Raw genomic sequence first — 25,429 nt, 5'->3', positions numbered from 1 at the left:
CTGATGTGACTGATCAGACGCATGATTGCATCGAAGGCCGTGTAATCATCATACGATACTAAAACACCCGGATCGAAGAATGAAATCTTTCACGCTCAAAGAGCTTCGCAGCAGCCTTAAAAAGATATTGAATGAGGTCGGCAACAGCCATGCGCCAACATTGATTACCCGGCGGAACGGCAAGCGCATCGTGATGATTTCGGAGCGTGACTACAACAGCATGCAAGAGACCCTGCATCTCCTTGGTTCGGCCAAGAATGCACAACGGCTGCGCGAATCGGTCGCTGAATTCAAGCGATAAACCCGAAAAAAAACCCGGCCGAAGCCGGGTTCAACGTTCCCGCGCCCTGATCTCAATAGGGCGCGGTCACCTGCAACAAATACTAAAAACTTACGCTGCCAGCAGCGAGCGCAGCACGAACGGCAGGATCCCGCCGTGCTTGTAGTAATCCACTTCAATCGGCGTATCGATACGCAGCAACACCGTCACGCGCTGCTCGCTGCCATCCTTGCGATGGATCACGAGCGTCACTTCCTGCTGCGGCTTGATATCGGACGTGAGACCTTCCAGATCGAACGTTTCTTCGCCCGTGATATTGAGCGACTGCACGCTGTCCGTGCCCTTGAACTGCAGCGGCAACACGCCCATGCCGACCAGGTTCGAACGGTGGATCCGCTCGAAACTACGTGCCACGACCAGCTTCACGCCGAGCAATTGCGTGCCCTTCGCGGCCCAGTCGCGCGACGATCCCGTGCCGTACTCTTCGCCCGCGAACACGATGGTCGGCGTGCCGGCATCGATGTACTTCATCGCTGCGTCATAAATCGACAATTCTTCGCCGCTCGGCTGGAATATCGTCAGGCCACCTTCCACGCGTGAACCGTCTGCCTTCAGCGGGATCATCAGGTTCTTGATCCGCACGTTCGCAAAGGTGCCGCGCATCATCACGTCGTGGTTGCCGCGACGCGAGCCGTAGCTGTTGAAGTCGGCCTTCTGCACGCCGTTCGCCTTCAGCCACACGCCTGCCGGCGAGCTTTCCTTGATCGAACCAGCCGGGCTGATGTGATCGGTCGTGACCGAGTCACCGAAGATGCCCAGCGGACGCGCGCCCTTGACTTCGGGAATGCTGTCGGCCGGCGTCATCGAGAAGTCGTTGCCGAAGAACGGCGGCTCGGCAATGTACGTCGACTTCGGCCAGTCATAGACCTGACCTGCTTCGCCTTCGATCTTGCTCCACAAGTCGCCGGTCTTCGTGAGCTCAGCGTAGTTCTTGCGGAATGCATCGGCGTCCAACGCGTACTTCAGCAGCGCGTTGACTTCATCGCTCGTCGGCCAGATATCGCCGAGGAAAATGTCCTTGCCGTTCTTGCCCTTGCCGACCGGTTCCGTCATCAGGTCGACCGTCATGTTCCCGGCAATGGCGTAAGCCACGACCAGCGGCGGCGATGCCAGGAAGTTGGCACGGATGTTCGGGTGAATACGCGCTTCGAAGTTGCGGTTACCGGACAGCACGGCGGCAGCCACAATATCGTTCTTCGTGATCGCGTCGTTCAGTTCCGGCGTCAGGTCGCCTGCGTTGCCAATACAGGTCGTGCAGCCGTAAGCGGCCAGCGTGAAGCCGAGCTGGTCGAGGTACGTCAGCAGGTTCGTCTTCGTCAGGTACTCCGTGACAATCCGCGATCCTGGCGCCAACGACGTCTTGATGTGCGGCGCCACGGTCAAACCGGCTTCCACAGCCTTCTTCGCGAGCAGCCCGGCAGCAAGCAGCACGCTCGGGTTCGACGTGTTCGTGCAAGACGTGATGGCGGCGATCAAGATGTCGCCGTTCTTCACATCGACCTTGTTCGTGGTCGTGTATTGCGTGGTCAGGTCAGCAGCCTTCTTGCCGAAGCCGTTGTCGCTGACAGCCTTCGAGAACAGCTCGGTGAAGTTCGACTTCACGTTGCCGATTTCGATACGGTCTTGCGGACGCTTCGGACCTGCCAGCGACGGAGCCACCGTGCCCAAGTCGAGCGTGAGCGTCTTCGTGTAGTCGATGTCACCGGCCTTCGGCACGCCGAACAGGTTCTGCGCCTTGAAATAGGCTTCGAACGCCGAGATTTCTGCGTCGGTACGGCCCGTTCCCTTGAAGTACTCGATGGTCTTTTCATCGACGGGGAAGAAGCCCATGGTCGCGCCGTATTCCGGCGCCATGTTGCCGATGGTCGCGCGATCCGGCAGCGACAGCGACTTCGTGCCTTCACCGAAGAACTCGACGAACTTGCCGACGACCTTCTCTTTACGCAGCATTTCGGTAACGGTCAGCACCAGGTCGGTCGCCGTCACGCCTTCGCGAATCTTGCCCTTCAGCTCGACGCCCACCACGTCCGGCGTCAGGAAATAGACCGGCTGGCCGAGCATGCCGGCTTCAGCTTCAATACCGCCCACGCCCCAGCCCACCACGCCGATACCGTTGATCATGGTCGTGTGGCTGTCCGTGCCGACGAGCGTATCCGGGTAATACACGGTATCGCCGTCGACGGTCTTCTTATGCACGCCACGCGCCAGATATTCCAGGTTCACCTGGTGCACGATCCCCACGCCCGGGGGCACGACCTTGAACGTATCGAAGGCTTGCATGCCCCACTTCATGAACTGGTAGCGCTCGTTATTGCGCTGGAATTCCAGCTTCATGTTCAGGTCGAGCGCGTCTTTCTGACGGAAGTAATCGATCTGCACCGAGTGATCGACCACCAGATCGACCGGCACGAGCGGCTCGATCGCCTTCGGGTCCTTGCCTGCGCGTTTTGCAACGCCACGCATGGCGGCGATGTCGGCGAGCAGCGGCACGCCGGTAAAGTCTTGCAGCACGACGCGCGAGACGACGAACGGGATTTCATCGGTACGATCGGCGACCGGCTTCCAGGTAGCCAGTTGCTTGATGTGCTCCTCGCCGATCTTCTTGCCGTCGTAGTTGCGCAGCACCGATTCCAGCACGATGCGGATCGACACCGGCAGGCGTTCGATCTTGACGTTCAGCGCCTTTCCGAGTGCGGGCAACGAGTAGTACTTGCCTTTGCCGGAACCGCTGTCGAATTCCTTGAGCGTTTTGTGGAGATTGTGGGCCATGTTTTTTTTCCCTTGGTTTAAACGAGGAAATACCTTCGAAACGTGCGATCTAAAAACGGGTGAAGAATCCTGACTAAATCACGTACAAATCAACATATTCATTGACCGGCATTGCTTCGAGCGTTGCCTGATCCAGCGATACCGCGAGGATCGCCTCTTGCTGCCTGGCTGGGAAACGCCGTGCCAGGTTGGTCCTGAACTTCTCGACCAGAAGGGGGATGCCGTCTTTGCGACGGCGCTTGTGTCCGATCGGATATTCGACGATCACCTCATCGAACTTGGAGCCGTCATTGAACTCGACCGTCAGCGCATTGGCGATCGAACGCTGCTCCGGATCGTGATAATCCTTCGTGAATTGCGGGTCTTCCACGCATTCCATCTTCGCGCGCAACGTGTCGATGCGCGGATCCTTCGCAACTGAATCTTCGTAATCGGACGCGCTCAGGCGGCCATAAATCAGCGGCACGGCGATCATGTATTGAATGCAGTGGTCGCGATCGGCGGGGTTATCGAGCGGACCTTTTTTATCGATGATGCGAATCGCCGCTTCGTGCGTGCGGATCGTGATCTTCTTGATGTCTTCGACCTTCTTGCCGGTTTCCGCAAGCTTGGCGTGCAAGGTCATCGCCGCTTCCACCGCGGTTTGCGAGTGGAATTCAGCCGGGAACGAGATCTTGAACAGCACGTTCTCCATCACGTACGAACCGTACGGGCGCTGGAACTTGAACTCGTTGCCCTTGAAGAGCACGTCGTAAAAGCCCCATGTTTTAGCGGTCAGAACGGACGGATAGCCCATCTCGCCGGTCTTCGCGATCAATGCGAGACGCACGGCGCGCGAGGTGGCGTCGCCGGCGGCCCACGATTTGCGCGAACCGGTATTCGGCGCATGCCGATACGTGCGCAGCGAATGACCATCGACGAAGGCCAACGAAACAGCATTGATCAACTCGTCGCGCGTCAGGCCGATCATCTGACCGACCACCGCCGTGGATGCCAGTTTCACGAGCAAAACGTGGTCCAGTCCAACCTTGTTGAACGAGTTTTCCAGCGCGATACAGCCTTGAATTTCGTGCGCCTTGATCATCGCGATCAAGACGTCTTTCATCGACAGCGGCTTCTTGCCCGTAGCCACCGCGTTACGCGAGAGCCAGTCGGCCGTTGCCAGAATGCCACCGAGATTGTCCGACGGATGGCCCCATTCGGCAGCCAGCCACGTGTCGTTGAAGTCGAGCCAGCGGATCATCGCGCCAATGTTGAACGCAGCCTGAACCGGGTCGAGCTGGAAAGAGGTGCCGGGCACCTTGGCGCCGTTGGGGACTATCGTGCCGGGCACAATGGGTCCCATCAGCTTGGTGCAGGCGGGATAGGTCAGTGCTTCGAGTCCGCAGCCGAGAGTATCGATCAGGCAGTTGCGCGCCGTGTCGAGCGCGAGCGTGCTGTCTACCTGAAAGTCGAGGACATAGTCGACGATATCGACTAGTACTCTATCCGGCTCGGGCCGGACGTTGGAAATCGGTGCGGACATCGAAAAAACCTCGGGCAAAAACTTACTTGACGTTCTTGATCAGTTCGTTGGATTGCGTCGGTGCCGGCGTGCCCGCTGCTGCCATGTCAGCGGTCTTGCAGTCGTCGGCGAGGCGCGAAGAGTCGCTGTCCGAGAACAACATGGCTTTAGTCGGGATTACGACCAGGTCCATGCCCGTTGCTGCGTCATGGAAGCGGTCCGCGCCGGTCGTGGTGTTTTCACGCGGCAATTGATAGTCCTTCTTCGCCCAGTTCACGGTGACGACCTGGTCACGCTTCATGTCGCCTTTCAGGTAGAAAGCTGTGCCTTCAGCGCAGGACCATTTCGTCGAGCCTTCCGGGATCGGGTCCACTTTGGCTGCCGCCTTGGCTTCTGCTGCGGGTTTGCGCTTGATCAGGCGGCGCGCAGGCGCCGGGCGTTTTGCCACTGCTTTCTTGGCCGTGGTGGTTTTGGTGGTCGTCGTGGTCGTTGCATCTGCAGCCAGCGCGCTCGTGGTGGAGAGGATGCCCGAGAGGGACAGGGCGCCGACAACGCTAGCGATCAGGAGTTTATTCATCAATGACAGCCTTTCAAAATTCGTTTAAGTGTTCAATCGGGGCGTTTGCAGCGCCAGTTCGGGGATGAAATGACCGCCTGCATTGACCCGTTTTGCGAAAGCACGCACGCCGATTTGGCCATCCGGCGCACGCAGCGCGCTATTTTCGCTTATTTATAGATTGGAACTTCAGATTTTCGGGACCGGTGTAATTTGCGCTCGGCCGGATGATCTTGTTATCGATACGTTGTTCAATGATGTGAGCGCTCCAGCCCGAGGTCCGCGAGATCACGAACAGCGGCGTGAACATGGCGGTCGGCACGCCCATCGCGTGATACGACACCGCGCTGAACCAGTCCAGGTTCGGGAACATTTTCTTCGCGTCCCACATGGTTGTTTCCAGGCGCTCGGCGATCTCGTAGAGCTTGGTGTCACCGGCTTCCTTCGCGAGTTTCTTCGCGATTTCCTTGATCACCTTGTTGCGCGGATCGGAGATCGTGTACACCGGATGACCGAAGCCGATCACGACTTCCTTCGCTTCCACGCGACGGCGGATATCGGCTTCGGCTTCGTCCGGCGTTTGATAGCGTGATTGAATGTCGAATGCGGCTTCGTTCGCGCCGCCGTGCTTCGGGCCGCGCAACGCGCCAATGCCGCCCGTAATGGCCGAATACATGTCCGAGCCCGTGCCCGCGATCACGCGGCAGGTGAACGTCGATGCATTGAATTCGTGCTCGGCGTAGAGAATCAGCGATGCATGCATCGCATCGACCCACGACTTCGACGGCGGCGTGCCATGCAGCAAATGCAGGAAATGCCCGCCGATGGAGTCGTCATCGGTCTCGGTTTCAATACGCCGGCCGTTATGCGAATAGTGGTACCAGTACAGCAGGATCGAGCCGAGCGAGGCCATCAGGCGGTCGGCAATATCCTTGGCGCCGGAGATGTTGTGGTCTTCCTTCTCGGGCAACAGGGTGCCGAGTACGGAGACGCCCGTGCGCATCACGTCCATCGGGTGGGCGGACGCGGGAATCCATTCCAGCGCGGCTTTCAGGTTCGCGGGAAGACCACGCAAACCCTTGAGCTTGGTTTTGTACGTCTTGAGTTCAGCGACCGTTGGCAGCTTGCCATGCACGAGCAGGTACGCGATCTCCTCGAACTCGGACGTCCCGGCAATATCGAGGATGTCATAGCCACGATAGTGCAAATCATTGCCCGTCTTGCCGACCGTGCACAGCGCGGTGTTGCCCGCCGTCACGCCCGACAGCGCGACCGATTTCTTCGGTTTGAAGCCGCCGGTAGCGGGTGCTTCTTTCTCTAACGTATCGCTCATTCGACCCAGTCTCCTGATATGTGGAATGCGTCATTTGTCGAGTGAAAAAAGCGTCTCTGCGCCTTCGGGCAGCACCTGTGCCGATGCTTTCGCGCGGCGCAGCACCGACCAGTAATACCGATAGCTCGCGCGATCGTGCAACGTGTCCTGATACCGCGTGGGTCCCCAATGCGCGTCTTGCGCGGCGAGCAGAATGTCCGTGGCGGTTGTAATTTCATCGCGGCGGGGCAGGAAGGCATCGACGATCGGCTGGATCTGATCCGGGTGGATGCTCCACATGCGCGTGTAGCCAAATTCATTGCGGGCGCGCTGAGCGTCGCTCGCGACCACGCTCATGTCGCGCACTTCCGTTGAGACGTTATGCGATGCCACCTTGCCATGCGCGTGGCAAGCCGCCGCGATCTCGAGCTTCGCGCGCCGCACGAGCGGATGATCGAACTGGCCGGGCGAGCGCATGGCGGTATCGGGGATCGCGCCGTTATGCGCCGACACAAAATCCATCAGCCCGAAACTCAGCGCTTCAACGCCGGGCAACGCCGCGAGTTCGAAGACTTCGGCCAGCGCGCCATGCGTTTCGATCAGCAGGTGACACGGGATGGCTTGCTTGATCCCATACTCGCACCGCGACGCTTCGACGAACGCGACCATCTCGGCGGCATCGAAAACGCTGCGAATCTTGGGCAGCGTGACATAGGCCGGCGCTTTCTTGGCGGCGCGCAGGATGATGCGCACGTCGTCGCGCCAGGCGCGGTTCTGGAAGTCGTGAATCCGCACGCCGACGCGGCCGAAGCGGTCCTCGTCACTGCCGAGAAACGATGCCACCAGCTCCGCATGCGACGCTTCCTGGCCGACTTGCGCGCCGTCCTCGCAATCGAGCGTGACGTCGAATACCGGGCCGAGTTGCGCCTGCAGGGCGAGCGATTTCCTGATCAGCTTTTCGCTTCCGGCATAGTGATCGCAAGGGGGCATCACAGCGGGTGGAACGTCGCCTTCAAACAGGACTTCGGCGGGGGTGAGAGCGCGCATCGTCGGCGTCGGGTTGCTTGTAAAGAGGGTGGAAACCGCGGATTCGGGTGGGTTCGGACGCTGCGTCAAACTACGTCAAATGTCTTCAAACGCCAAACGCACTCGAATCAGCAGCGAGCGCCGGCCTTGGCTGCCGGGCGCCCGCATGAAACGCAAAGTCTGTCAGACCCGCTTACTTGCCCAGCAGATGCGCAACGCCGTCACGCTCTTCGAGCAATTCGTTCAGCGTGCCGGTCATCTTCTCGCGCGAGAACGCGTCGATTTCCAGGCCTTCAACACGCTTGTATTCGCCGTTTTCGCACGTCACGGGAACGCCGTAGATGATGTCTTCCGGGATTTCGTACGAACCGTCGGACGGAACGCCCATGGTGACCCACTTGCCGTTCGTGCCGAGCAGCCAGTCATGCACGTGGTCGATAGCCGCGTTGGCAGCGGACGCGGCCGATGACAAGCCACGCGCCTCGATGATCGCTCCGCCGCGCTTGCCAACCGTCGGGATGAACGTGTTGCGGTTCCATTCGTCGTCGTTGATCAGCTGGGTCAGCGAGCCGCCGTCGACGGTAGCGAAACGGAAATCCGGGTACATGGTCGGCGAGTGATTGCCCCACACGGCCAGTTTTTCGATCGATGCGACCGGCTTGCCCGACTTCGCCGCCAGTTGCGACAGCGCGCGGTTGTGGTCCAGGCGCAGCATGGCGGTGAAATTCTTCTTCGGCAGGTCCGGCGCCGACTTCATCGCGATATACGCGTTCGTGTTGGCCGGGTTGCCGACCACGAGCACCTTGACGTCGCGGCTGGCCACGTCGTTGAGCGCCTTGCCTTGCACCGTGAAGATTTCAGCGTTGGCGGACAGCAGGTCCTTGCGCTCCATGCCCTTCGAACGGGGACGGGCGCCGACCAGCAACGCGACGTCGGCGTCCTTGAACGCGACCTTCGGGTCGTCGGTGACGACCACGCCGGCCAGCAGCGGGAACGCACAGTCTTCCAGTTCCATGACTACGCCCTTGACGGCGCCTTGCGCCTGCGGCAGGTCGAGCAACTGAAGGATGACCGGCTGGTCTTTGCCTAGCAGGTCGCCATTGGCGATGCGGAACAGCAACGAGTAACCGATTTGACCTGCGGCGCCGGTGACGGCAACGCGCTTTGCGGACTTAGCCATTGAGAACACTCCTGAACGGTGCGTGAAACGCTAGGGGAAAACGCCATTTTAGGCGCGTTACGCGAAGCGTTGATGAAGCATGTGAATCGAACTGCGCGGGTTGCCCTGTGGTTTGCCCCGCGGGTTACCCTGCGAATGACCCCAAAATCCAATGGCGACGCGCCTGAAGCGAGATTGTCATTGTCTTTCCGGTAGCATGCCGGCAATCGCCGTCCGACCCTCGTGCTGAGAATCCGGCTCTGTGAGCAGGGGATTTGCGCTGGATCCTGCCGGTTCAGCGCCGCCTGTGACGTCGATGCCGCCCATAACAACTCATGCCTCGTGCGTCGCGTTTCCGATGGCGCGGGCGTTGCGAGAGCGGGGCACTGGCAGCGGCAGCGGGCACGAAAGCGTTAGGCTGAAGCGGTGAGCGGCAGGGCGATCCGGGGCGTTCTGGTGACTGGCGCCAGGCTGGCCGGCGCACCGGGTGCGCCGCATGACACGTGCAGCATCCCGCAAACCCTTGCTCGCCAAGGAGTGTAGGATTCGATCAGGTCAAAGTCAACCGTATCATATGTCTTATATAAGACATAGGAATACCCGGGAAAACGCTAGACGCGGCTTGACGCTTTATGATGAAATGCGCGCATGAATTCGAACCCAGCGAGCACCACGAACCTTTCCGGCGCATCCGGTGCGACGGAGCTCGTGCCTGCCTCGTCGCCGACGTTCAGTCCGCTATACCAGCAGATCAAGGCGCTGATTACCCAAGGGCTTGAATCGGGCGAATGGAAACCCGGCGAAATGATTCCCAGCGAAGTCGAACTGGCCGCCCGCTACAAGGTGAGTCAGGGGACGGTGCGCAAAGCCATCGACGAACTCGCCGCCGACAACCTGCTCGTGCGCCGTCAGGGCAAGGGCACCTTTGTTGCAACGCACAACGAAAATCACGTACAGTTCCGCTTTCTCCGCTTGCTGCCGGAAGACGGCGACCTTCATCCTCACGTGAGCCGATTGCTGGAGTGCCGCCGTTTGCGCGCACCCGCCGAGATCGCGCGCCAACTGGACCTGAAGCCGGCCGACCCGGTCGTGTGTATCAAACGCTTGCTGCAATTCGACGGCGAAACCACCGTCTTCGACGAAATCTGGCTGCCCGGCGTGGTTTTCCGCGGGCTGACGGCTGAGCGCCTGGCGGATTACAAAGGCCCGCTTTATGCGATGTTCGAAACGGAGTTCGGTACGCGCATGATCCGGGCATCGGAGAAGATCAGGGCGGTGGGCGCGGACGATGCCGTCGCCGAATTGCTTGGCGTCGCCATCGGGTCGCCGTTATTGTCGGTGGAGCGGGTGTCGTACACGTATGGCGACCGGCCGGTGGAAGTGCGGCGCGGGTGGTATGTCACGAATGGCTATTACTATCAAAACGATTTGAGTTGAAGCAGAAGTTCAAACGGGACGTGGACGGCTTCGCGGCGAACCTCAAGGGGCGCCTTGGAGCCTTTCTCACGCGATTGGCAATAGCTTCTTGCGCGGCATTTCGCTGCAGCGCGATATAAAAAGGCGCTAAAATCGCGGACTAGTGTGATAACAAAGTTGGGGTCTAGCATGGCTGAAGCCGCAAAAAAACCAAGACCTGAGTACCGGAATATCGGAATCGCTCAGCTAGCAACCTACCGCTTGCCACTAGCGGGAAAGGTTTCAATTCTTCATCGCATCAGTGGTCTGCTGCTGTTCATCGCTCTGCCGTTTCTGCTCTATCTGCTGGACCAAAGCCTCACGTCGGAGATCAGCTTCGACGCCTTCAAGGGCTTTCTCGCCAATCCCCTCGTCAAGATCGTCGTCCTCGTGCTTTCGTGGTCCTTCATGTTCCACTTTTGCGCCGGCATCCGCTTCCTGCTGCTCGATACCCATCGCGCAGTGAGCAAGGAAGGCGGCAAGCAGACATCCATCGTCGTGCTCGCGGTGTCATCTCTGCTGACAATCGTCGTTGCGCTTAAACTCTTCGGAGCCTTCTGAGAATGGCAGCGAACAACAACAATCGAATCGGTCCCAAGCGGCTTGTAGTTGGCGCGCACTATGGTTTGCGCGACTGGCTGGCGCAACGCATCACTGCCGTCGTGATGGCTCTCTACACGCTGGTGCTGCTGTTCTGGTTCTTCGGCGCGCGTGATTTTTCATATGACGGCTGGGCCTCCATCTTCGCCATGCAATGGATGAAGCTCGCCACCTTCGTAGCCTTGCTCTCGCTTTTTTATCACGCGTGGGTTGGTATCCGGGACATCTGGATGGACTACGTGAAGCCGGTCGGCTTGCGCCTGTTCCTGCAAGTGGCGACGATCCTCTGGCTGGTCGGCTGTATCGGCTACGCGGCACAGATTCTCTGGAGAGTGTAAAGAATGGCTGCAATTAAAACGTCCCTGCCGCGTCGCCGTTTCGACGTCGTGATCGTGGGTGCAGGTGGTTCAGGCATGCGCGCGTCGCTGCAACTCGCTCGTGCGGGTCTGTCGGTCGCTGTGTTGTCCAAAGTGTTCCCGACGCGTTCGCATACCGTCGCAGCGCAAGGCGGTATTGGCGCGTCGCTCGGCAACATGAGCGAAGACAACTGGCATTACCACTTCTACGACACCATCAAGGGCTCCGACTGGCTCGGCGACCAGGATGCGATCGAATTCATGTGCCGTGAAGCGCCCGGCGCTGTCTACGAACTCGAACATATGGGCATGCCGTTCGACCGTAACGCGGATGGCACGATCTATCAGCGTCCGTTTGGCGGGCATACGGCGAACTACGGTGAAAAGCCGGTGCAACGCGCTTGTGCCGCCGCCGACCGTACCGGCCATGCGTTGCTGCACACGCTGTATCAGCAGAACGTCGCAGCCAAGACGCATTTCTTCGTTGAATGGATGGCGCTGGACCTGATCCGCGACGCCGACGGCGACGTGCTCGGCGTGACCGCCATGGAAATGGAAACGGGCGACGTCCATATTCTCGAAGGCAAGACCACGTTGTTCGCCACGGGCGGCGCGGGCCGGATCTTCGCGGCATCGACGAACGCGTTCATCAATACCGGCGACGGACTCGGCATGGCGGCCCGTTCGGGCATCGCTTTGCAGGACATGGAGTTCTGGCAATTCCATCCGACCGGCGTCGCAGGTGCGGGCGTGCTGATTACCGAAGGCGTGCGCGGTGAAGGCGGGATCTTGCGGAACTCGGACGGCGAGCGCTTCATGGAACGCTATGCGCCGACGCTGAAGGACCTGGCGCCGCGCGACTTCGTATCGCGTTCGATGGACCAGGAAATCAAGGAAGGCCGCGGCGTGGGTCCGAACAAGGACCACGTCTTGCTGGACCTGTCGCATATCGGCGCCGAGACCATCATGAAACGGCTTCCGTCGATCCGCGAGATCGCGATGAAGTTCGCTAATGTGGACTGCATCAAGGAACCGATCCCGGTCGTGCCGACCATCCATTACCAGATGGGCGGCATTCCTACGAACATTCACGGTCAGGTCGTGGGCACGCTGAAGGGCGGCTACGAAGAGCCGGTCAACGGCTTCTACGCGGTCGGCGAATGTTCGTGCGTGTCAGTGCACGGCGCGAACCGCCTGGGCACGAACTCGTTGCTGGACTTGGTGGTGTTCGGCCGCGCGGCAGGCAACCACATCATCAAGCATGCGTCGGAAATGAAGGAACACAAGCCGCTGCCGGCCGATGCCGCCGACGCCGCGCTTGAGCGCCTCGCCGTGCTGGAGAGGTCGTCGTCGGGTGAATACACGCAGTCGATCGCGAACGACATCCGCTCGACCATGCAGGCGCATGCCGGCGTGTTCCGGACGTCGAAGCTGCTGGCGGAAGGGGTGGACAAGGTCAAGGAATTGTCCGAGCGCGTGAAGCATGTGCATCTGAAGGACAAGTCGAAGGTGTTCAACACGGCGAAGGTCGAAGCGCTGGAACTGGCGAACCTGATCGAAGTGGCGCGTGCCACCATGGTCTCGGCCGAAGCGCGCAAGGAAAGCCGCGGCGCGCATGCGCAAAGCGACTTCGAAATTCGCGACGACGAGAACTGGATGAAGCACACGCTGTGGTTCAGCGAAGGCGACAGGCTCGATTACAAGCCGGTGCACATGACGCCGCTGACGGTCGAATCGGTGCCGCCGAAAGCGCGTACCTTCTAAGGCAAAGGAATCGAAATGGCAAAGCGTACTTTTGAAATCTACCGCTACGATCCGGACAAGGACGCGGCGCCCCGCATGCAGACCTACGAGATCGAGATCGACTCGCATGAGCGCATGTTGCTGGACGCGCTGCTGAAGCTGAAGTCGGTCGACGAAACGCTGTCGTTCCGCCGCTCGTGCCGTGAAGGCGTGTGCGGTTCGGATGCAATGAACATCAACGGCAAGAACGGTCTGGCCTGCTTGCAGAACATGAACGACCTGCCGCAGAAGATCGTTCTGCGTCCGCTTCCGGGCTTGCCCGTTGTGCGTGACCTGATCTGCGATTTCACGCAGTTCTTCAACCAGTATCACTCGATCAAGCCGTACCTGATCAACGACACGCCGCCGCCGGAAAAAGAGCGTCTGCAAACGCCTGAAGAGCGCGACGAACTCGATGGCCTGTACGAGTGCATCCTGTGTGCGAGCTGCTCGACTTCGTGCCCGAGCTTCTGGTGGAACCCGGACAAGTTCGTGGGTCCGGCGGGCTTGTTGCAAGCTTATCGGTTCATTGCGGATAGCCGTGACGAAGCGACGGGTGAACGTCTGGACAACCTGGAAGATCCGTACCGTTTGTTCCGTTGCCATACGATCATGAATTGCGTCGATGTGTGCCCGAAGGGACTGAATCCTACGAAGGCTATTGGCAAGATCAAAGAATTGATGGTGCGTCGCGCTGTCTGAGAAGGACTTGTGTCATGAATGACTCCGGGCATCAGTCCGACCCTCTACGTCGCGCGCGCCTTCGCTGGCGTGCGCGGCGCGGTCTGCTGGAAAACGATTTGATCTTCGAGCGTTTTTTCAGCCGATATGAGCATGACCTCAGTGACGTGGACGTTGGTGTGCTGACGCAACTGCTGGAACTGAGCGACAACGACCTGATGGACTTGCTGCTGGCACGCAAGGAACCAGAAGGCGAACTGGCCTCGCCGGATATGACCCGCGTGCTGGAGATGCTGCGCTCTGCCTGATTCAGGACACTGAGTTAGGCCACCGAGCCGGCCCACGAGAGTCGTGCAAGAGTCGTGCGAATTATCGAAAACCTGTTTCCATACTTCGATTGAGGATGTGCTATGACCCCGTCAGATGTTAAAGCCACGCTATCGTTCAGCGACAACTCGCCGAGCGTTGAAATGCCGATCTACAAGGGCACCCAGGGCCCGGACGTAATCGACATCCGCAAGCTGTACGGCCAGACCGGCAAGTTCACGTACGATCCGGGCTTCATGTCGACGGCGGCGTGCAATTCCGCAATTACCTACATCGACGGCGATAAGGGCGAGTTGCTGTATCGCGGGTATCCGATCGAGGAACTCGCGGTCAAGGCCGACTTCATGGAGACCTGCTACGCGCTGCTGCATGGCGATCTGCCGACGGTCAAGGAGAAGGCTGACTTCGTTGAAACCGTCACGAAGCACACGATGGTTCACGAGCAGATGCATTTCTTCTACCGCGGTTTCCGTCGCGATGCACACCCGATGGCGGTGCTCGTGGCGGCGGTCGGCGCGCTGTCGGCGTTCTATCACGACTCGCTGAATATCAACGATCCGCGTCATCGTGAAGTGTCGGCCATTCGCATGATCGCGAAGCTGCCCACGCTGGTGGCGATGGCGTACAAGTTCACGATCGGCCAGCCGTTCGTTTATCCGAAAAACGACCTGTCGTACAGCGCGAACTTCATGCACATGATGTTCTCGAACCCGTGCGAAGAGTACAAGGTCAACGATGTGCTGGTGCGCGCGCTTGATCGTATCTTGATCCTGCATGCGGACCATGAGCAGAACGCGTCGACGTCGACCGTGCGTCTGGCTGGGTCGTCGGGTGCGAATCCGTTTGCTTGTATTGCTGCGGGGATTGCTTGTCTGTGGGGTCCGGCGCATGGTGGCGCGAACGAAGCTGCGTTGAACATGCTGGAAGAGATCGGCTCTGTCGACAACATTCCTGAGTTCATCAAGCAGGTGAAGGACAAGAACTCGGGCGTGAAGCTGATGGGCTTCGGGCATCGCGTTTATAAGAACTACGATCCGCGCGCGAAGCTGATGCGTGAAACGTGCCACGAAGTGCTTGAAGAACTCGGTCTGCATGATGACCCGTTGTTCAAACTGGCGATGGCGCTTGAAAAGATCGCGCTGGAAGATGAGTACTTTGTGTCGCGTAAGCTGTATCCGAATGTCGATTTCTATTCGGGTATTGTGCAGCGCGCGTTGGGTATTCCGACGGCCATGTTTACGTGCGTGTTTGCAATGGCTCGGACGGTGGGCTGGATCGCGCAGTGGAACGAAATGATCGCTGATCCGGAACAAAAGATTGGCCGTCCAAGGCAGTTGTTTATCGGTGAGACGCCGCGCGAAGCGAAGGCGATTGAGAAGCGGTAATTTGAATTAAGTAGTGGTTTGAAGGAAGCCCCGGCGGGTGTTTGCCGGGGCTTTTTGCGTTGTTGGGCCCGATTGTTTCCTGAACTTCAAGTTTCCGTTTTACGCTCGCTCCCAACCCCACCCACCCAAGCCAAAACTCGCGCAAACACGAGCCATATCAACATCGGACTTGTGTAGTAATGCCAAGATATCCAGGCTTACTGACCCTGCGGGCTTGCCCGCAAACCGCATGAGGAGCTACCGATGTTTCCAGAATTTCGCGATCTGATTTCCACGCTCAAGACTGAAGATGCCCACTTCGCCCGATTGTTTCAACGTCACAACGAATTGGACCATCAGATCAAGAGCATGGAGGGTGGGCCGCTACCCGCGGACGGCCGAACTATCGAAACGCTCAAGAAGGAAAAGCTGCTTTTGAAGGACAAGCTCTATGTTGTCTTGAAGAAGGCCGCGACGCCGGCTTAAGCAGGCAGCGCCCCGTAAAACCTGAGAGGCGGGGCGCGAAGTTATAAGGAACAGACTTTGACATCACAGCACGATAAATCCGACACCCGACATTCAGCTGTGCGCAGCGTCGCTCGCGGCGACGTACTAGAGACCAGCACTCCGCGCGCAGCACAGATTGATGAAACCGGCCGCGCCGTCCAGGCGGCCAATGAGCAAATTTCAAGCACCCTGCAACACGTGTTGTCGACGGGTGCGGCGCAGGACCCGGGCGCCCTGATGGACACCATCAAGACATTGATGAGCGGCCTCTCCCCCGATGAAACCACCGCTTTGCGCAGCGTCATGCTGGAAGGCGATCCGGCGCTGTGGCACGCGCGCGCCTCACGTCATCCCGACGACGAATTGGCGCGTAACTGGCGTGCGGGTGGTTATCCGTATCGGAACCTGATGTCGCGTCACGCGTACGAAAAGCAGAAGTATGCGTTGCAGGTCGAATTGCTGAAGCTGCAGGCGTGGGTGCGGGAGACTGGCCAGCGTCTGGTGATCCTGTTCGAGGGACGGGATGCGACAGGTAAGGGTGGCGCTATCAAGCGCTTTATGGAGCATATGAACCCGCGTGGCGCACGTGTCGTCGCGCTCGAAAAGCCGACCGAGTCCGAGCGCGGCCAATGGTACTTTCAGCGTTACGTGCAACACTTGCCGACATCGGGCGAAATCGTGCTGTTCGACCGCTCCTGGTACAACCGGGCTGGCGTGGAACGGGTGATGGGGTTTTGCTCGGAACACGAATACAACGACTTCATGCAGCAGGTTCCCGAGTTCGAGCGGCAACTCGTTCGAAGCGGCATGCACGTCGTCAAGTTCTGGTTTTCGGTGAGCCAGGAAGAACAGCGCCGGCGTTTCAAGGAGCGTGAAATTCATCCGCTCAAGCAATGGAAGCTCAGTCCGGTGGATCTCGCGTCGCTGGATAAGTGGAACGAATACACGGACGCCAAGGAAGCGATGTTCGCGCAAACCGATACGGCAGATTCTCCGTGGGCGGTGGTTCGCTCTGACTGCAAGAAGCGGGCGCGGCTCAATGCGATGCGCCATATCCTGCACAAGCTGCCGTATGCGAATCGGGATGTTCGCGCGATTGGAACGGTCGATCCGTTGATCGTGGGGCGGGCTTTTTAGCGGGTGTTGAGGAGATTGTTGATACGGTCGACGGGTGCCAGTGCGTTAAGCACTCGCACCCGTCTTTGCATCTAGAGGCTAGTCGCCAGGAAGCGCTTACAAACACAGTCATCGGGAGCCGGGATATTCGAGACCAGGACAAAAATAGCGATGATCGAGCGGCTATCGACCACGCCGGCTTCGTCGCTGACCGCGTCCACCCGGCCCACGTTCCTCCGTGGATCGAAAAGTGCAGCCAATGCGCCAGTGTGAGCATTGTCGAGCGGCTAGCTGCTCCAGACGCGGCGGATACTAAATTCGAGGCACTCCCCTCAGGCCGTTTATTCCGCGCGGCCGACTTCTCCTGATTTGCCTTCTTAATAGGCTCGCGGCGCGGCTAAACGGCTGATTCTTTTCTGCATTCGGGTTAAACAGGCCATCCCGGTACTCCCCATACAGGTAGCTCCACTACCACCCTAACTCACTGTTTTATATCAGTTTTTTCTTCATCGATAGCGCAATGCGCTATCCTGCGTGGCATAATCATCAAACCAAAAAACACCCCCGCAGTCACAACACCTGAAAAGACCATGGCCCAGACTCTGTACGACAAGTTGTGGAACTCGCATGTGATTCACACCGAGGACGATGGTACGTCCATCCTCTACATCGACCGTCATTTGCTTCACGAAGTGACCAGCCCGCAAGCGTTCGAGGGTCTGAAACTGGCCGAACGGCCGGTGTGGCGGATCAGCGCGAACCTGGCGGTATCGGATCACAACGTGCCGACGACCGATCGTTCGCACGGCATCGCGGACCCGATCTCGAAGCTGCAGGTCGATACGCTCGACCAAAACTGCGACGCCTACGGCATCACGCAGTTCAAGATGAACGACTTGCGTCAGGGCATCGTGCACATCATCGGGCCGGAACAGGGCGCCACGCTGCCGGGAATGACCATTGTCTGTGGCGACTCGCATACCTCCACGCACGGCGCGTTCGGCGCGCTGGCGCATGGCATTGGTACGTCGGAAGTCGAGCACGTGCTCGCCACGCAGACCCTGCTGCAAAAGAAGAGCAAGAATTTGCTCGTCAAGGTCGAAGGGCCGCTGCCGCGCGGTTGCACCGCGAAAGACATCGTGCTGGCCATCATCGGCAAGATTGGTACGGCGGGCGGCAATGGCTACGCCATCGAATTTGGCGGTTCGACCATCCGGGCGCTGTCGATGGAAGGGCGCATGACGGTCTGCAACATGGCCATCGAAGCGGGCGCACGGGCGGGCATGGTCGCCGTCGATGAAACCACCATCAACTACCTGAAAGATCGTCCGTACTCGCCGCACGGCGCGGAGTTCGAGCAGGCGGCAACCTACTGGCGCACGTTCACCTCCGATCCGGGCGCGAAATTCGATCGCGTGGTGGAGCTGAATGCCGCCGAAATCGTGCCGCAAGTGACGTGGGGCACGTCGCCGGAAATGGTGACATCGATCGACGGTCGCGTACCGGACCCCGAGCGCGAAAAGGATCCGATCAAGCGCGACGCTATCGAACGCGCGCTGAAGTACATGGCGCTCGAACCGAACACGCCGATGCAGTCGATCAAGCCGGACAAGATTTTCATCGGCTCGTGCACGAATGCGCGCATCGAAGACTTGCGCGCCGCGGCGTATGTGGTGAAGACGCTCGGTCGTCGGGTTGCGTCGAACATCCGTCTGGCCATGGTCGTGCCGGGTTCCGGTCTCGTGAAGGCGCAGGCGGAACGCGAAGGGTTGGACAAGGTGTTCCTCGACGCAGGTTTCCAGTGGCGCGAACCGGGCTGCTCGATGTGCCTCGCGATGAACGCCGACCGCCTCGAGCCGGGCGAGCGCTGCGCATCCACATCGAATCGTAATTTCGAAGGGCGTCAGGGCGCAGGCGGTCGTACGCATCTGGTGAGCCCGGCGATGGCGGCTGCTGCCGCTATCGAAGGTCATTTCGTCGATATCCGCGAGCTGGCATGAAACGCGTCTTTACTCTAATGGCGTTGATCGCTGTCGTTGCCAGTGCTGCGGGCTGCAATACGGTCCACGGCTTTGGCGAGGATCTGCATCACCTCGGCAATTCGATCAGCAACGCGGCCGACAAGTAAGCGGCTCCAAAGAACGGTCAAGCTAACCAAACCGCAAACCGGTAAAGCATCATGGAAAAATTCATCGTACATAGCGGGCTCGTGGCGCCGCTGGATCGCGATAACGTCGACACCGACGCGATCATCCCGAAGCAATTTCTCAAGTCGATCAAGCGCACGGGTTTCGGCCCGAACGCGTTCGACGAATGGCGTTATCTCGATGTCGGCCAGCCGGGTCAGGACAACTCGAACCGGCCGCTGAATCCGGATTTCGTGCTGAACCAGCCGCGCTACAAGGGCGCGTCGATCCTGCTGACGCGCAAGAACTTCGGCTGCGGCAGCTCGCGCGAGCATGCGCCGTGGGCGCTGGACCAGTACGGTTTCCGCGCGATCATTGCGCCGAGCTTTGCGGATATTTTCTATAACAATTGCTTCAAGAACGGCCTGTTGCCGATCGTCCTGACCGAAAGTCAGGTCGACAGGCTGTTCAACGAAACCTACGCGTTCAACGGTTTCAAGCTGACGGTCGATCTGGAACGCCAGGTCGTGCTGACGGGCGACGGCACGGAATTCCCGTTCGAAGTGCCGGGTTTCCGCAAGTTCTGCCTGCTGAACGGCTTCGACGACATCGCGCTCACGCTGCGCCACGCCGACAAGATCCGTCAGTTCGAAAACGAGCGTCTCGTGAAGCAGCCGTGGCTGAATAACCGCCTCGTCGGCTGAGTACGAATAACGTTCGAATAACGGTCGAACGTGTGCAAATAAACAAGAAAAGGAAGGAAACACCATGAAGATTGCAGTGCTGCCCGGCGATGGCATCGGTCCGGAGATCATCAAGGAAGCCGTCAAGGTCCTGAATGCGCTCGACGAAAAGTTCGAGCTCGAAGAAGCGCCTGTTGGCGGCGCGGGTTACGAGGCGAGCGGACATCCGCTGCCGGAAGCCACGCTCGCGCTGGCGAAAGCATCGGATGCAATCCTGTTCGGCGCCGTGGGCGACTGGAAATACGATTCGCTCGAACGCCCGCTGCGTCCCGAGCAAGCCATCCTGGGTCTGCGCAAGCACCTGCAATTGTTCGCGAATTTCCGTCCGGCCATTTGTTACCCGCAATTGACGGCGGCTTCGTCGCTGAAGCCGGAAATTGTCGCGGGACTGGATATCCTGATCATCCGCGAACTGAACGGCGATATCTATTTCGGCCAGCCGCGCGGCGTGCGCTCATCGCCGGATGGCTTGTTCGAAGGCGCGAAGGAAGGCTTCGACACCATGCGTTATTCCGAGCCGGAAGTGCGTCGGATCGCTCACGTGGCGTTTCAGGCCGCGCAAAAGCGCGCGAAGAAGCTGACGAGCGTCGATAAAGCCAACGTGCTCGAAACCTCGCAATTCTGGCGTGACGTGATGATCGATGTATCGAAGGAATATGCGGACGTCGAGTTATCGCACATGTACGTGGACAATGCGGCCATGCAGTTGGTGAAGGCCCCGAAGGCTTTCGACGTGGTGGTGACAGGCAACATGTTCGGCGACATTCTCTCCGACGAAGCGGCCATGCTGACGGGTTCCATTGGCATGCTGCCGTCCGCTTCGCTCGATAAGAACAACAAGGGCTTGTACGAGCCGTCGCATGGTTCGGCGCCGGATATCGCGGGCAAGGGCGTGGCGAATCCGCTGGCGACCATCCTGTCGGCCGCCATGATGCTGCGTTATTCGCTCGGCAAGGCCGAACAGGCTGACCGGATTGAAACGGCGGTGAAAAAGGTGCTTGCGCAAGGTCTGCGCACCGGCGACATCGCGACGCCGGACGGCCGCACGGTCGGCACGGTAGAAATGGGCAATGCGGTTATCGCAGCACTCTAAGCTTCAGCACTGAGTAAGCGCTTTTTCATCGGAAGAGTTGGCCGCACGCGTCAGCGAAAAATTCCGGTGGAAAAGCGTCTCGCGGCGGACGTTTTTGTCGGATACTGACAATCGCGATATTTCATCTCGATTCGTCGCTTTTAGCGCACGAACCACGTCAAAAGGCGCGGAACGCTCGCGTGGAGGGACGAATATGCGGGTTATCGTGTATAGTCTTTTCTTATGGCGAAGATCTCTTCAATCTCTCTGGACTCGATTTCATGCGGCGGCATTCGCTCAGGCGCCCGCACGATTCGTCTCGCCATTACGCGTCTGGACACGCATCTGGGTACGGTTGCGCTGTCCAAACGCATTACGAAAACCATTTCCCTCAAAACGATCACGTTCAGCTGATCGCCCGTCGTGCCCGCCCATCTTCCCCGCGCGGTCACGCCGGCGGAGGGTCTGGGCCAAGCGGGGAAGTGTCCACACATAAGGTTAGTCATGAATGTAGGTCTCGTTGGTTGGCGCGGCATGGTCGGCAGCGTCCTGATGCAGCGTATGCAGCAGGAAGGCGATTTCGACCTGATCGAACCGGTGTTTTTCAGCACCAGCAATGCGGGCGGCAATGCGCCGTCGTTCGCGAAAAACGAGACGAAACTCAAGGATGCGACAAGCATCGACGACCTGAAAAAGTGCGACGTCATCATTACGTGCCAGGGCGGCGATTACACCAACGAGGTGTTCCCGAAGCTGCGCGCGGCCGGCTGGAAGGGTTACTGGATCGACGCAGCTTCGTCGCTGCGCATGAAGGACGACGCGGTCATCATCCTCGATCCGGTGAACCTGAGCGTCATCAAGGATTCGCTGGTCAAGGGCGGCCGGAATTTCATCGGCGGGAACTGCACTGTGAGCCTGATGCTGATGGCGCTGGGTGGCTTGTTCAACCAGAACCTGGTCGAGTGGACCACCGCCATGACGTATCAGGCTGCATCCGGCGCGGGCGCGCAGAACATGCGCGAACTGCTCCAGCAAATGGGCGTGCTGTACGGCGCGGCCAAGGAAGATCTGGCGGACCCGTCGTCGGCCATCCTGGATATCGACAAGCGCGTGCAGGCAGCCATGTCCAGTGACCGTATGCCTATCGATAACTTCGGCGTGCCGCTGGCCGGCGCGCTGATTCCGTGGATCGACAAGGATCTCGGCAACGGCATGTCGAAGGAAGAGTGGAAGGGCGGCGCGGAAACCAACAAGATCTTGGGGCTGCCTGCCATGGGCGAGCCGGGTTCGGTTCCCGTCGACGGCCTGTGCGTGCGGATCGGTGCAATGCGCTGTCACTCGCAGGCGTTGACCATCAAGCTCAAGAAGGACGTGCCGCTGGATGAGTTGCACGGCATTCTGGCATCGGCGAATGATTGGGTGAAGGTTGTGCCGAACGAACGCGAAGCATCGATTCGCGATTTGTCCCCGGCAGTGGTCACGGGTTCGCTGACGGTGCCGGTCGGCCGCTTGCGCAAGCTGGCTATGGGCGGCGAATATCTGTCGGCGTTCACGGTCGGCGACCAGTTGCTGTGGGGCGCGGCGGAACCGCTGCGCCGGATGCTGCGCATCCTGCTGGACAAGTAAAGTAAACTACGCGCCACGACGCGTAGCAGTTCATGGAAGCGTCGCGCTTGCGCGGCGCTTTTTCGTTGTGCGGCTGTTCTGCGGGTGGGTTGCTGATATTGCGCAATCGGTCTGCGGCCAGTTCTGGATGTCGCCCCGTTTTGTTGGTTTCTTGTTCGCTGTCCACTCGCCTGGAGTATCAATGATCGTTCGTCCGAGTCGGCCGCTTCATTCACAGCTACGCTTGCCCAGCCGCTCGCGGCGCGCGGCGCTGATCGCGGCAAGTGTCGCGAGTGTGCTGCTCGGGACATTCGTTTCCTCCGATGCCAGCGCCCAGGCCAGCAGCGCGTCTGCCGTTTCAGAGGCTTCGGCACCAGCGGCTGCATCGGCGGCGGGTGCTATCACGCAGTACAGCGTGAAACCCGGGCAGTCGCTCAGCGATATCGCTTCCCAGATCACCGGTTCGACCGACCGCGCCACGCGCGAAAAGATGTCGCGCGCACTCTTCGACGCGAATCCGAACGCGTTCATGGGTCATGACCCAAGTCGGTTGAAACTCGGATCGGTGTTGAACGTGCCGGTGGTTGAGGATGCGGGTGCGGCTGCTGCGGCTGCTGCGGCTTCCGGGGCTTCCGCGTCTGTGGCAGCTTCGTCGCCGGCAGTTGAGGCTAGCAGTTCGGCGGCTGCTGCGCCGGCCGAGGGGGCGTCGAATGTTGTCGGCGCGGTGAACGGAGCCGCGATGACCGCGAGTGGCGCTGTCGCTACGGTCGCGCCGAACGCATCGAGCGAGCCGAACGCGGCGTTGCCGACATCGGAAGCTCAATCCACGGCGAGCGCCAGCGAAGTGGCGCCTGCATCGGAAGTCGCGCCTGCAGCGAGCGCGCCTGCGGCGACTGTCGCACCGGTGAGCGCGCCGACAGAGACGGGGTCTGCGGCTACGTCGATGAACGGGCCGATCGGCTGGCTCATCGGGGCTGTCGTCGCGATCGGCTTGTTGCTGCTCTTGATGCGGGCCGGGAAACGGCGGCGTGCCGTAAGCGCCGCCGCTGCGGTGAGCACCTATGAACGCGCGCAGCAAGAACCGCCGCTGGTATCGACGCCGTCAGAGACAGGGCCGCTTCACGATGGATCGACGAGTCACGCGCAAGCGCCCACGGGCGCTGCCGATCTCGATGGGGCATCGGTTCAGCGCGCTCAAGGCGAGCTGAACGGGGTGGCTGCGAGCATGGAAAACTACGATGCCGCGCAGTCCTTCGATACCCCGACCGAAGACAAACCATTTCCGCCGGCCGAAAGCAATCCAATAGACGACGATGCCGACGGCACGCGAGTAACGCTGAGCGAGAGCCGCGCGCAAGATGCAGCAGCAAGTCCGACACGCGACACGGACAGCAAGCGGGCGCCATTCATGCCAGCTGCGCCTGCAGCGCTTCATCGCGATTTCACGCCGCCGCGCCCGGGGGCAATCGAGGCGGCGTTGGCTGCGGAACGGGCTGCGGCGGATCGCGCCGAGGCGTTGCGTGCGGAAATGGAGGCTCGGGAGCAAGAGCTCCGCGATGCGGCGGCGCTGGAACAGGCGACGCGAGAGGCCGTGGCGCAGGAAGCCGCAGCGCGAGAACGGGAGGCGCAAGAGGCGGCAGCGCGTGAGTTGGCGGCGCGAGAAGCGGAAGCTCGTGAGGCGGAAGCTCGCGAAGTCGCCGCAAGGGAAGCGGCAGCCCGTGAAGCCGCAGCCCGTGAAACGGAAGCACGCGAAGCAGAAGCACGCGAAGCCGCTGCCAGGGAAGCCGCAGCCCGCGAAGCCGCAGTGCGTGAGGCGGAAGCTCGTGAGGCGGAAGCTCGTGAAGCGGAAGCTCGTGAAGCGGAAGCTCGTGAAGCGGAAGCTCGTGAAGCGGAAGCGCGCGAAGCAGAAGAGCGCGAAGCCGCAGCCAGGGCAGCCGCAGCGCGCGAAGCAGAGGCCCGTGAAACAGAAGCTCGTGAAGTCGCCGCAAGGGAAGCCGCAGCTCGTGAAGCCGCAGCGCGTGAAACGGAGGCTCGGGAAGCAGAAGCCCGCGAAGCAGAGGCGCGGGAAGTCGCTGCTCGTGAGGCTGCAGCCCGTGAAGCGGAAGCTCGTGAAGTCGCCGCAAGGGAAGCTGCAGCTCGTGAAGCCGCAGCGCGTGAAATGGAAGCTCGGGAAGCAGAAGCCCGCGAAGTCGCTGCTCGTGAGGCTGCAACCCGCGAAGCGCAAGCTCGGGAAGCAGAAGCTCGTGAAGCAGAAGCTCGTGAAGCAGAAGCTCGTGAAGCAGAAGCCCGTGAAGCAGAAGCTCGTGAAGCAGAAGCTCGTGAAGCTTCGATGCGCGCATCCACGGCGCACGAAAGCGACGAACACGCGGCACCTGCCCATCCGGCTACATCCGAATTTGCAACGAACCACCCGAACCACGCTGAAGACGCATCCGCCTACGACGACGAACCTTCTCCAGCCTCCCGCTTCCCGCAGCCCAAATTCCCGCAAGAGGCTATCGAAGCCTTGAGTGCGCTCGATTTCGGTTTGCCGCCCCGTCAGGAGGCGCGTGCGCCTTCGGACGTCCAGAATTCCGCCGAACCCACCACGCAAAACGAAGCCCCGCTGGCTCCCGCGCCCGCCACGCCCCAGCCAATCGCTGACCCGGCCGTCTTTGATCACCAGAACGAGCAGCATCGCCACCCTGAATCGACCCCGCCGCCGCCATCCGCGAGCGAGCAAATCGAATCCGGCACGGCGGGTGCGGCATCGGTGGCGGGCCTTGGCGCATCGCGTTTCGGCCCCCTGAGCCTCGACTTCGACTTGAACTCGCCGTCGAGCCAGACCGAACCGCTACCGGCCTTCACCCCCGAGCAAATCTCGACGATAGCCCGCAACAAGCTCGAACTGGCCGTCGAATACATTGAACTCGGCGATTTAACCGGTGCGCGCACGTTGCTGCAGGAAGTGATCGAATCGAACGACCCGGCTACACGCCAGGCCGCCGCCTCGCTGTTATCGACGCTGGCGCCGCTGTCCTGAGATGCCT

22 protein-coding genes are annotated in these 25,429 nt (G+C 60.0%); 16 read left to right on the top strand and 6 right to left on the bottom strand.

Annotated elements, in window-relative coordinates:
• The first annotated feature begins 79 nt into the window (after positions 1-79).
• A complete protein-coding gene (locus ACSOSP_RS35060) occupies positions 80-301 on the top strand; it encodes a type II toxin-antitoxin system Phd/YefM family antitoxin (RefSeq protein ID WP_455315228.1) in 222 nt (73 codons plus the stop codon).
• Between the two features lie 90 nt (positions 302-391).
• On the opposite strand, the gene acnA is transcribed toward ACSOSP_RS35060, so the two are convergent.
• The 6 genes from acnA to ACSOSP_RS35030 form a co-directional block, all read right to left on the bottom strand.
• On the bottom strand, positions 392-3,109 hold the full coding sequence (gene acnA / locus ACSOSP_RS35055; RefSeq protein ID WP_455315227.1) for an aconitate hydratase AcnA: 2,718 nt from the start codon (positions 3,107-3,109) through the stop codon (positions 392-394).
• 73 nt (positions 3,110-3,182) lie between these two features.
• Positions 3,183-4,634, bottom strand: coding sequence for a bifunctional 2-methylcitrate dehydratase/aconitate hydratase (locus ACSOSP_RS35050; protein ID WP_455315226.1), 1,452 nt, complete (start codon positions 4,632-4,634; stop codon positions 3,183-3,185).
• Positions 4,635-4,656: 22 nt separating this feature from the next.
• Positions 4,657-5,190 (bottom strand): hypothetical protein, encoded by a 534-nt coding sequence (locus ACSOSP_RS35045; protein ID WP_455315225.1) that lies wholly within the window; start codon positions 5,188-5,190, stop codon positions 4,657-4,659.
• Between the two features lie 139 nt (positions 5,191-5,329).
• Positions 5,330-6,502, bottom strand: a complete 1,173-nt coding sequence (gene prpC / locus ACSOSP_RS35040) for a bifunctional 2-methylcitrate synthase/citrate synthase (RefSeq protein ID WP_455315224.1) — start codon at positions 6,500-6,502, stop codon at positions 5,330-5,332.
• A 30-nt stretch (positions 6,503-6,532) separates the two neighbouring features.
• Positions 6,533-7,528 (bottom strand): HpcH/HpaI aldolase/citrate lyase family protein, encoded by a 996-nt coding sequence (locus tag ACSOSP_RS35035; RefSeq protein ID WP_455315223.1) that lies wholly within the window; start codon positions 7,526-7,528, stop codon positions 6,533-6,535.
• A 172-nt stretch (positions 7,529-7,700) separates the two neighbouring features.
• Entirely contained in the window at positions 7,701-8,687 is a 987-nt protein-coding gene (locus ACSOSP_RS35030) for a malate dehydrogenase (protein WP_455315222.1), read from the bottom strand.
• Between the two features lie 627 nt (positions 8,688-9,314).
• On the opposite strand from ACSOSP_RS35030, the gene ACSOSP_RS35025 reads away from it, so the two are divergent.
• From ACSOSP_RS35025 to ACSOSP_RS34955, 15 genes are all read left to right on the top strand, one after another.
• Complete coding sequence (locus ACSOSP_RS35025) at positions 9,315-10,103, top strand: GntR family transcriptional regulator (RefSeq protein ID WP_455315221.1); 789 nt, start codon at positions 9,315-9,317, stop codon at positions 10,101-10,103.
• 168 nt (positions 10,104-10,271) lie between these two features.
• A complete protein-coding gene (sdhC, locus tag ACSOSP_RS35020) occupies positions 10,272-10,682 on the top strand; it encodes a succinate dehydrogenase, cytochrome b556 subunit (protein WP_455315220.1) in 411 nt (136 codons plus the stop codon).
• Between the two features lie 2 nt (positions 10,683-10,684).
• Positions 10,685-11,059: a succinate dehydrogenase, hydrophobic membrane anchor protein gene (gene sdhD / locus ACSOSP_RS35015; RefSeq protein ID WP_089162203.1), complete on the top strand. Its 375-nt coding sequence runs from the start codon at positions 10,685-10,687 to the stop codon at positions 11,057-11,059.
• A gap of 3 nt (positions 11,060-11,062) precedes the next feature.
• Positions 11,063-12,841 (top strand): succinate dehydrogenase flavoprotein subunit, encoded by a 1,779-nt coding sequence (gene sdhA / locus ACSOSP_RS35010; protein ID WP_455315219.1) that lies wholly within the window; start codon positions 11,063-11,065, stop codon positions 12,839-12,841.
• 15 nt (positions 12,842-12,856) lie between these two features.
• Positions 12,857-13,561 carry a succinate dehydrogenase iron-sulfur subunit gene (locus ACSOSP_RS35005; RefSeq protein ID WP_031362534.1) on the top strand — a complete coding sequence of 235 codons (705 nt, stop codon included), beginning with the start codon at positions 12,857-12,859 and terminating at the stop codon, positions 13,559-13,561.
• Positions 13,562-13,575: 14 nt separating this feature from the next.
• Complete coding sequence (locus tag ACSOSP_RS35000) at positions 13,576-13,848, top strand: FAD assembly factor SdhE (protein ID WP_031362535.1); 273 nt, start codon at positions 13,576-13,578, stop codon at positions 13,846-13,848.
• A gap of 102 nt (positions 13,849-13,950) precedes the next feature.
• Positions 13,951-15,252, top strand: coding sequence for a citrate synthase (gene gltA / locus ACSOSP_RS34995; protein WP_455315218.1), 1,302 nt, complete (start codon positions 13,951-13,953; stop codon positions 15,250-15,252).
• Between the two features lie 243 nt (positions 15,253-15,495).
• Complete coding sequence (locus ACSOSP_RS34990; protein ID WP_455315217.1) at positions 15,496-15,717, top strand: YdcH family protein; 222 nt, start codon at positions 15,496-15,498, stop codon at positions 15,715-15,717.
• Positions 15,718-15,774: 57 nt separating this feature from the next.
• Positions 15,775-16,875 carry a polyphosphate kinase 2 gene (gene ppk2 / locus ACSOSP_RS34985; protein WP_455315216.1) on the top strand — a complete coding sequence of 367 codons (1,101 nt, stop codon included), beginning with the start codon at positions 15,775-15,777 and terminating at the stop codon, positions 16,873-16,875.
• A 569-nt stretch (positions 16,876-17,444) separates the two neighbouring features.
• Complete coding sequence (gene leuC / locus ACSOSP_RS34980) at positions 17,445-18,854, top strand: 3-isopropylmalate dehydratase large subunit (RefSeq protein WP_455315215.1); 1,410 nt, start codon at positions 17,445-17,447, stop codon at positions 18,852-18,854.
• Positions 18,851-18,982 (top strand): entericidin A/B family lipoprotein, encoded by a 132-nt coding sequence (locus ACSOSP_RS34975; RefSeq protein ID WP_455315214.1) that lies wholly within the window; start codon positions 18,851-18,853, stop codon positions 18,980-18,982. Before leuC ends, ACSOSP_RS34975 begins: the two co-directional genes overlap by 4 nt.
• A 51-nt stretch (positions 18,983-19,033) precedes the next feature.
• Complete coding sequence (gene leuD / locus ACSOSP_RS34970) at positions 19,034-19,684, top strand: 3-isopropylmalate dehydratase small subunit (RefSeq protein ID WP_455315213.1); 651 nt, start codon at positions 19,034-19,036, stop codon at positions 19,682-19,684.
• A 64-nt stretch (positions 19,685-19,748) separates the two neighbouring features.
• Positions 19,749-20,816 (top strand): 3-isopropylmalate dehydrogenase, encoded by a 1,068-nt coding sequence (gene leuB / locus ACSOSP_RS34965; RefSeq protein WP_455315212.1) that lies wholly within the window; start codon positions 19,749-19,751, stop codon positions 20,814-20,816.
• Positions 20,817-21,299: 483 nt separating this feature from the next.
• Entirely contained in the window at positions 21,300-22,421 is a 1,122-nt protein-coding gene (gene asd, locus ACSOSP_RS34960) for an aspartate-semialdehyde dehydrogenase (protein ID WP_455315211.1), read from the top strand.
• A gap of 181 nt (positions 22,422-22,602) precedes the next feature.
• On the top strand, positions 22,603-25,422 hold the full coding sequence (locus ACSOSP_RS34955) for a histone H1-like repetitive region-containing protein (RefSeq protein ID WP_455315210.1): 2,820 nt from the start codon (positions 22,603-22,605) through the stop codon (positions 25,420-25,422).
• Positions 25,423-25,429: the final 7 nt, after the last annotated feature.

It is taken from the genome of Caballeronia sp. KNU42 (assembly GCF_053760385.1).
Note: the sequence above shows the minus strand (reverse complement) of the source record. Positions and strands in the feature narration are given on the sequence as shown.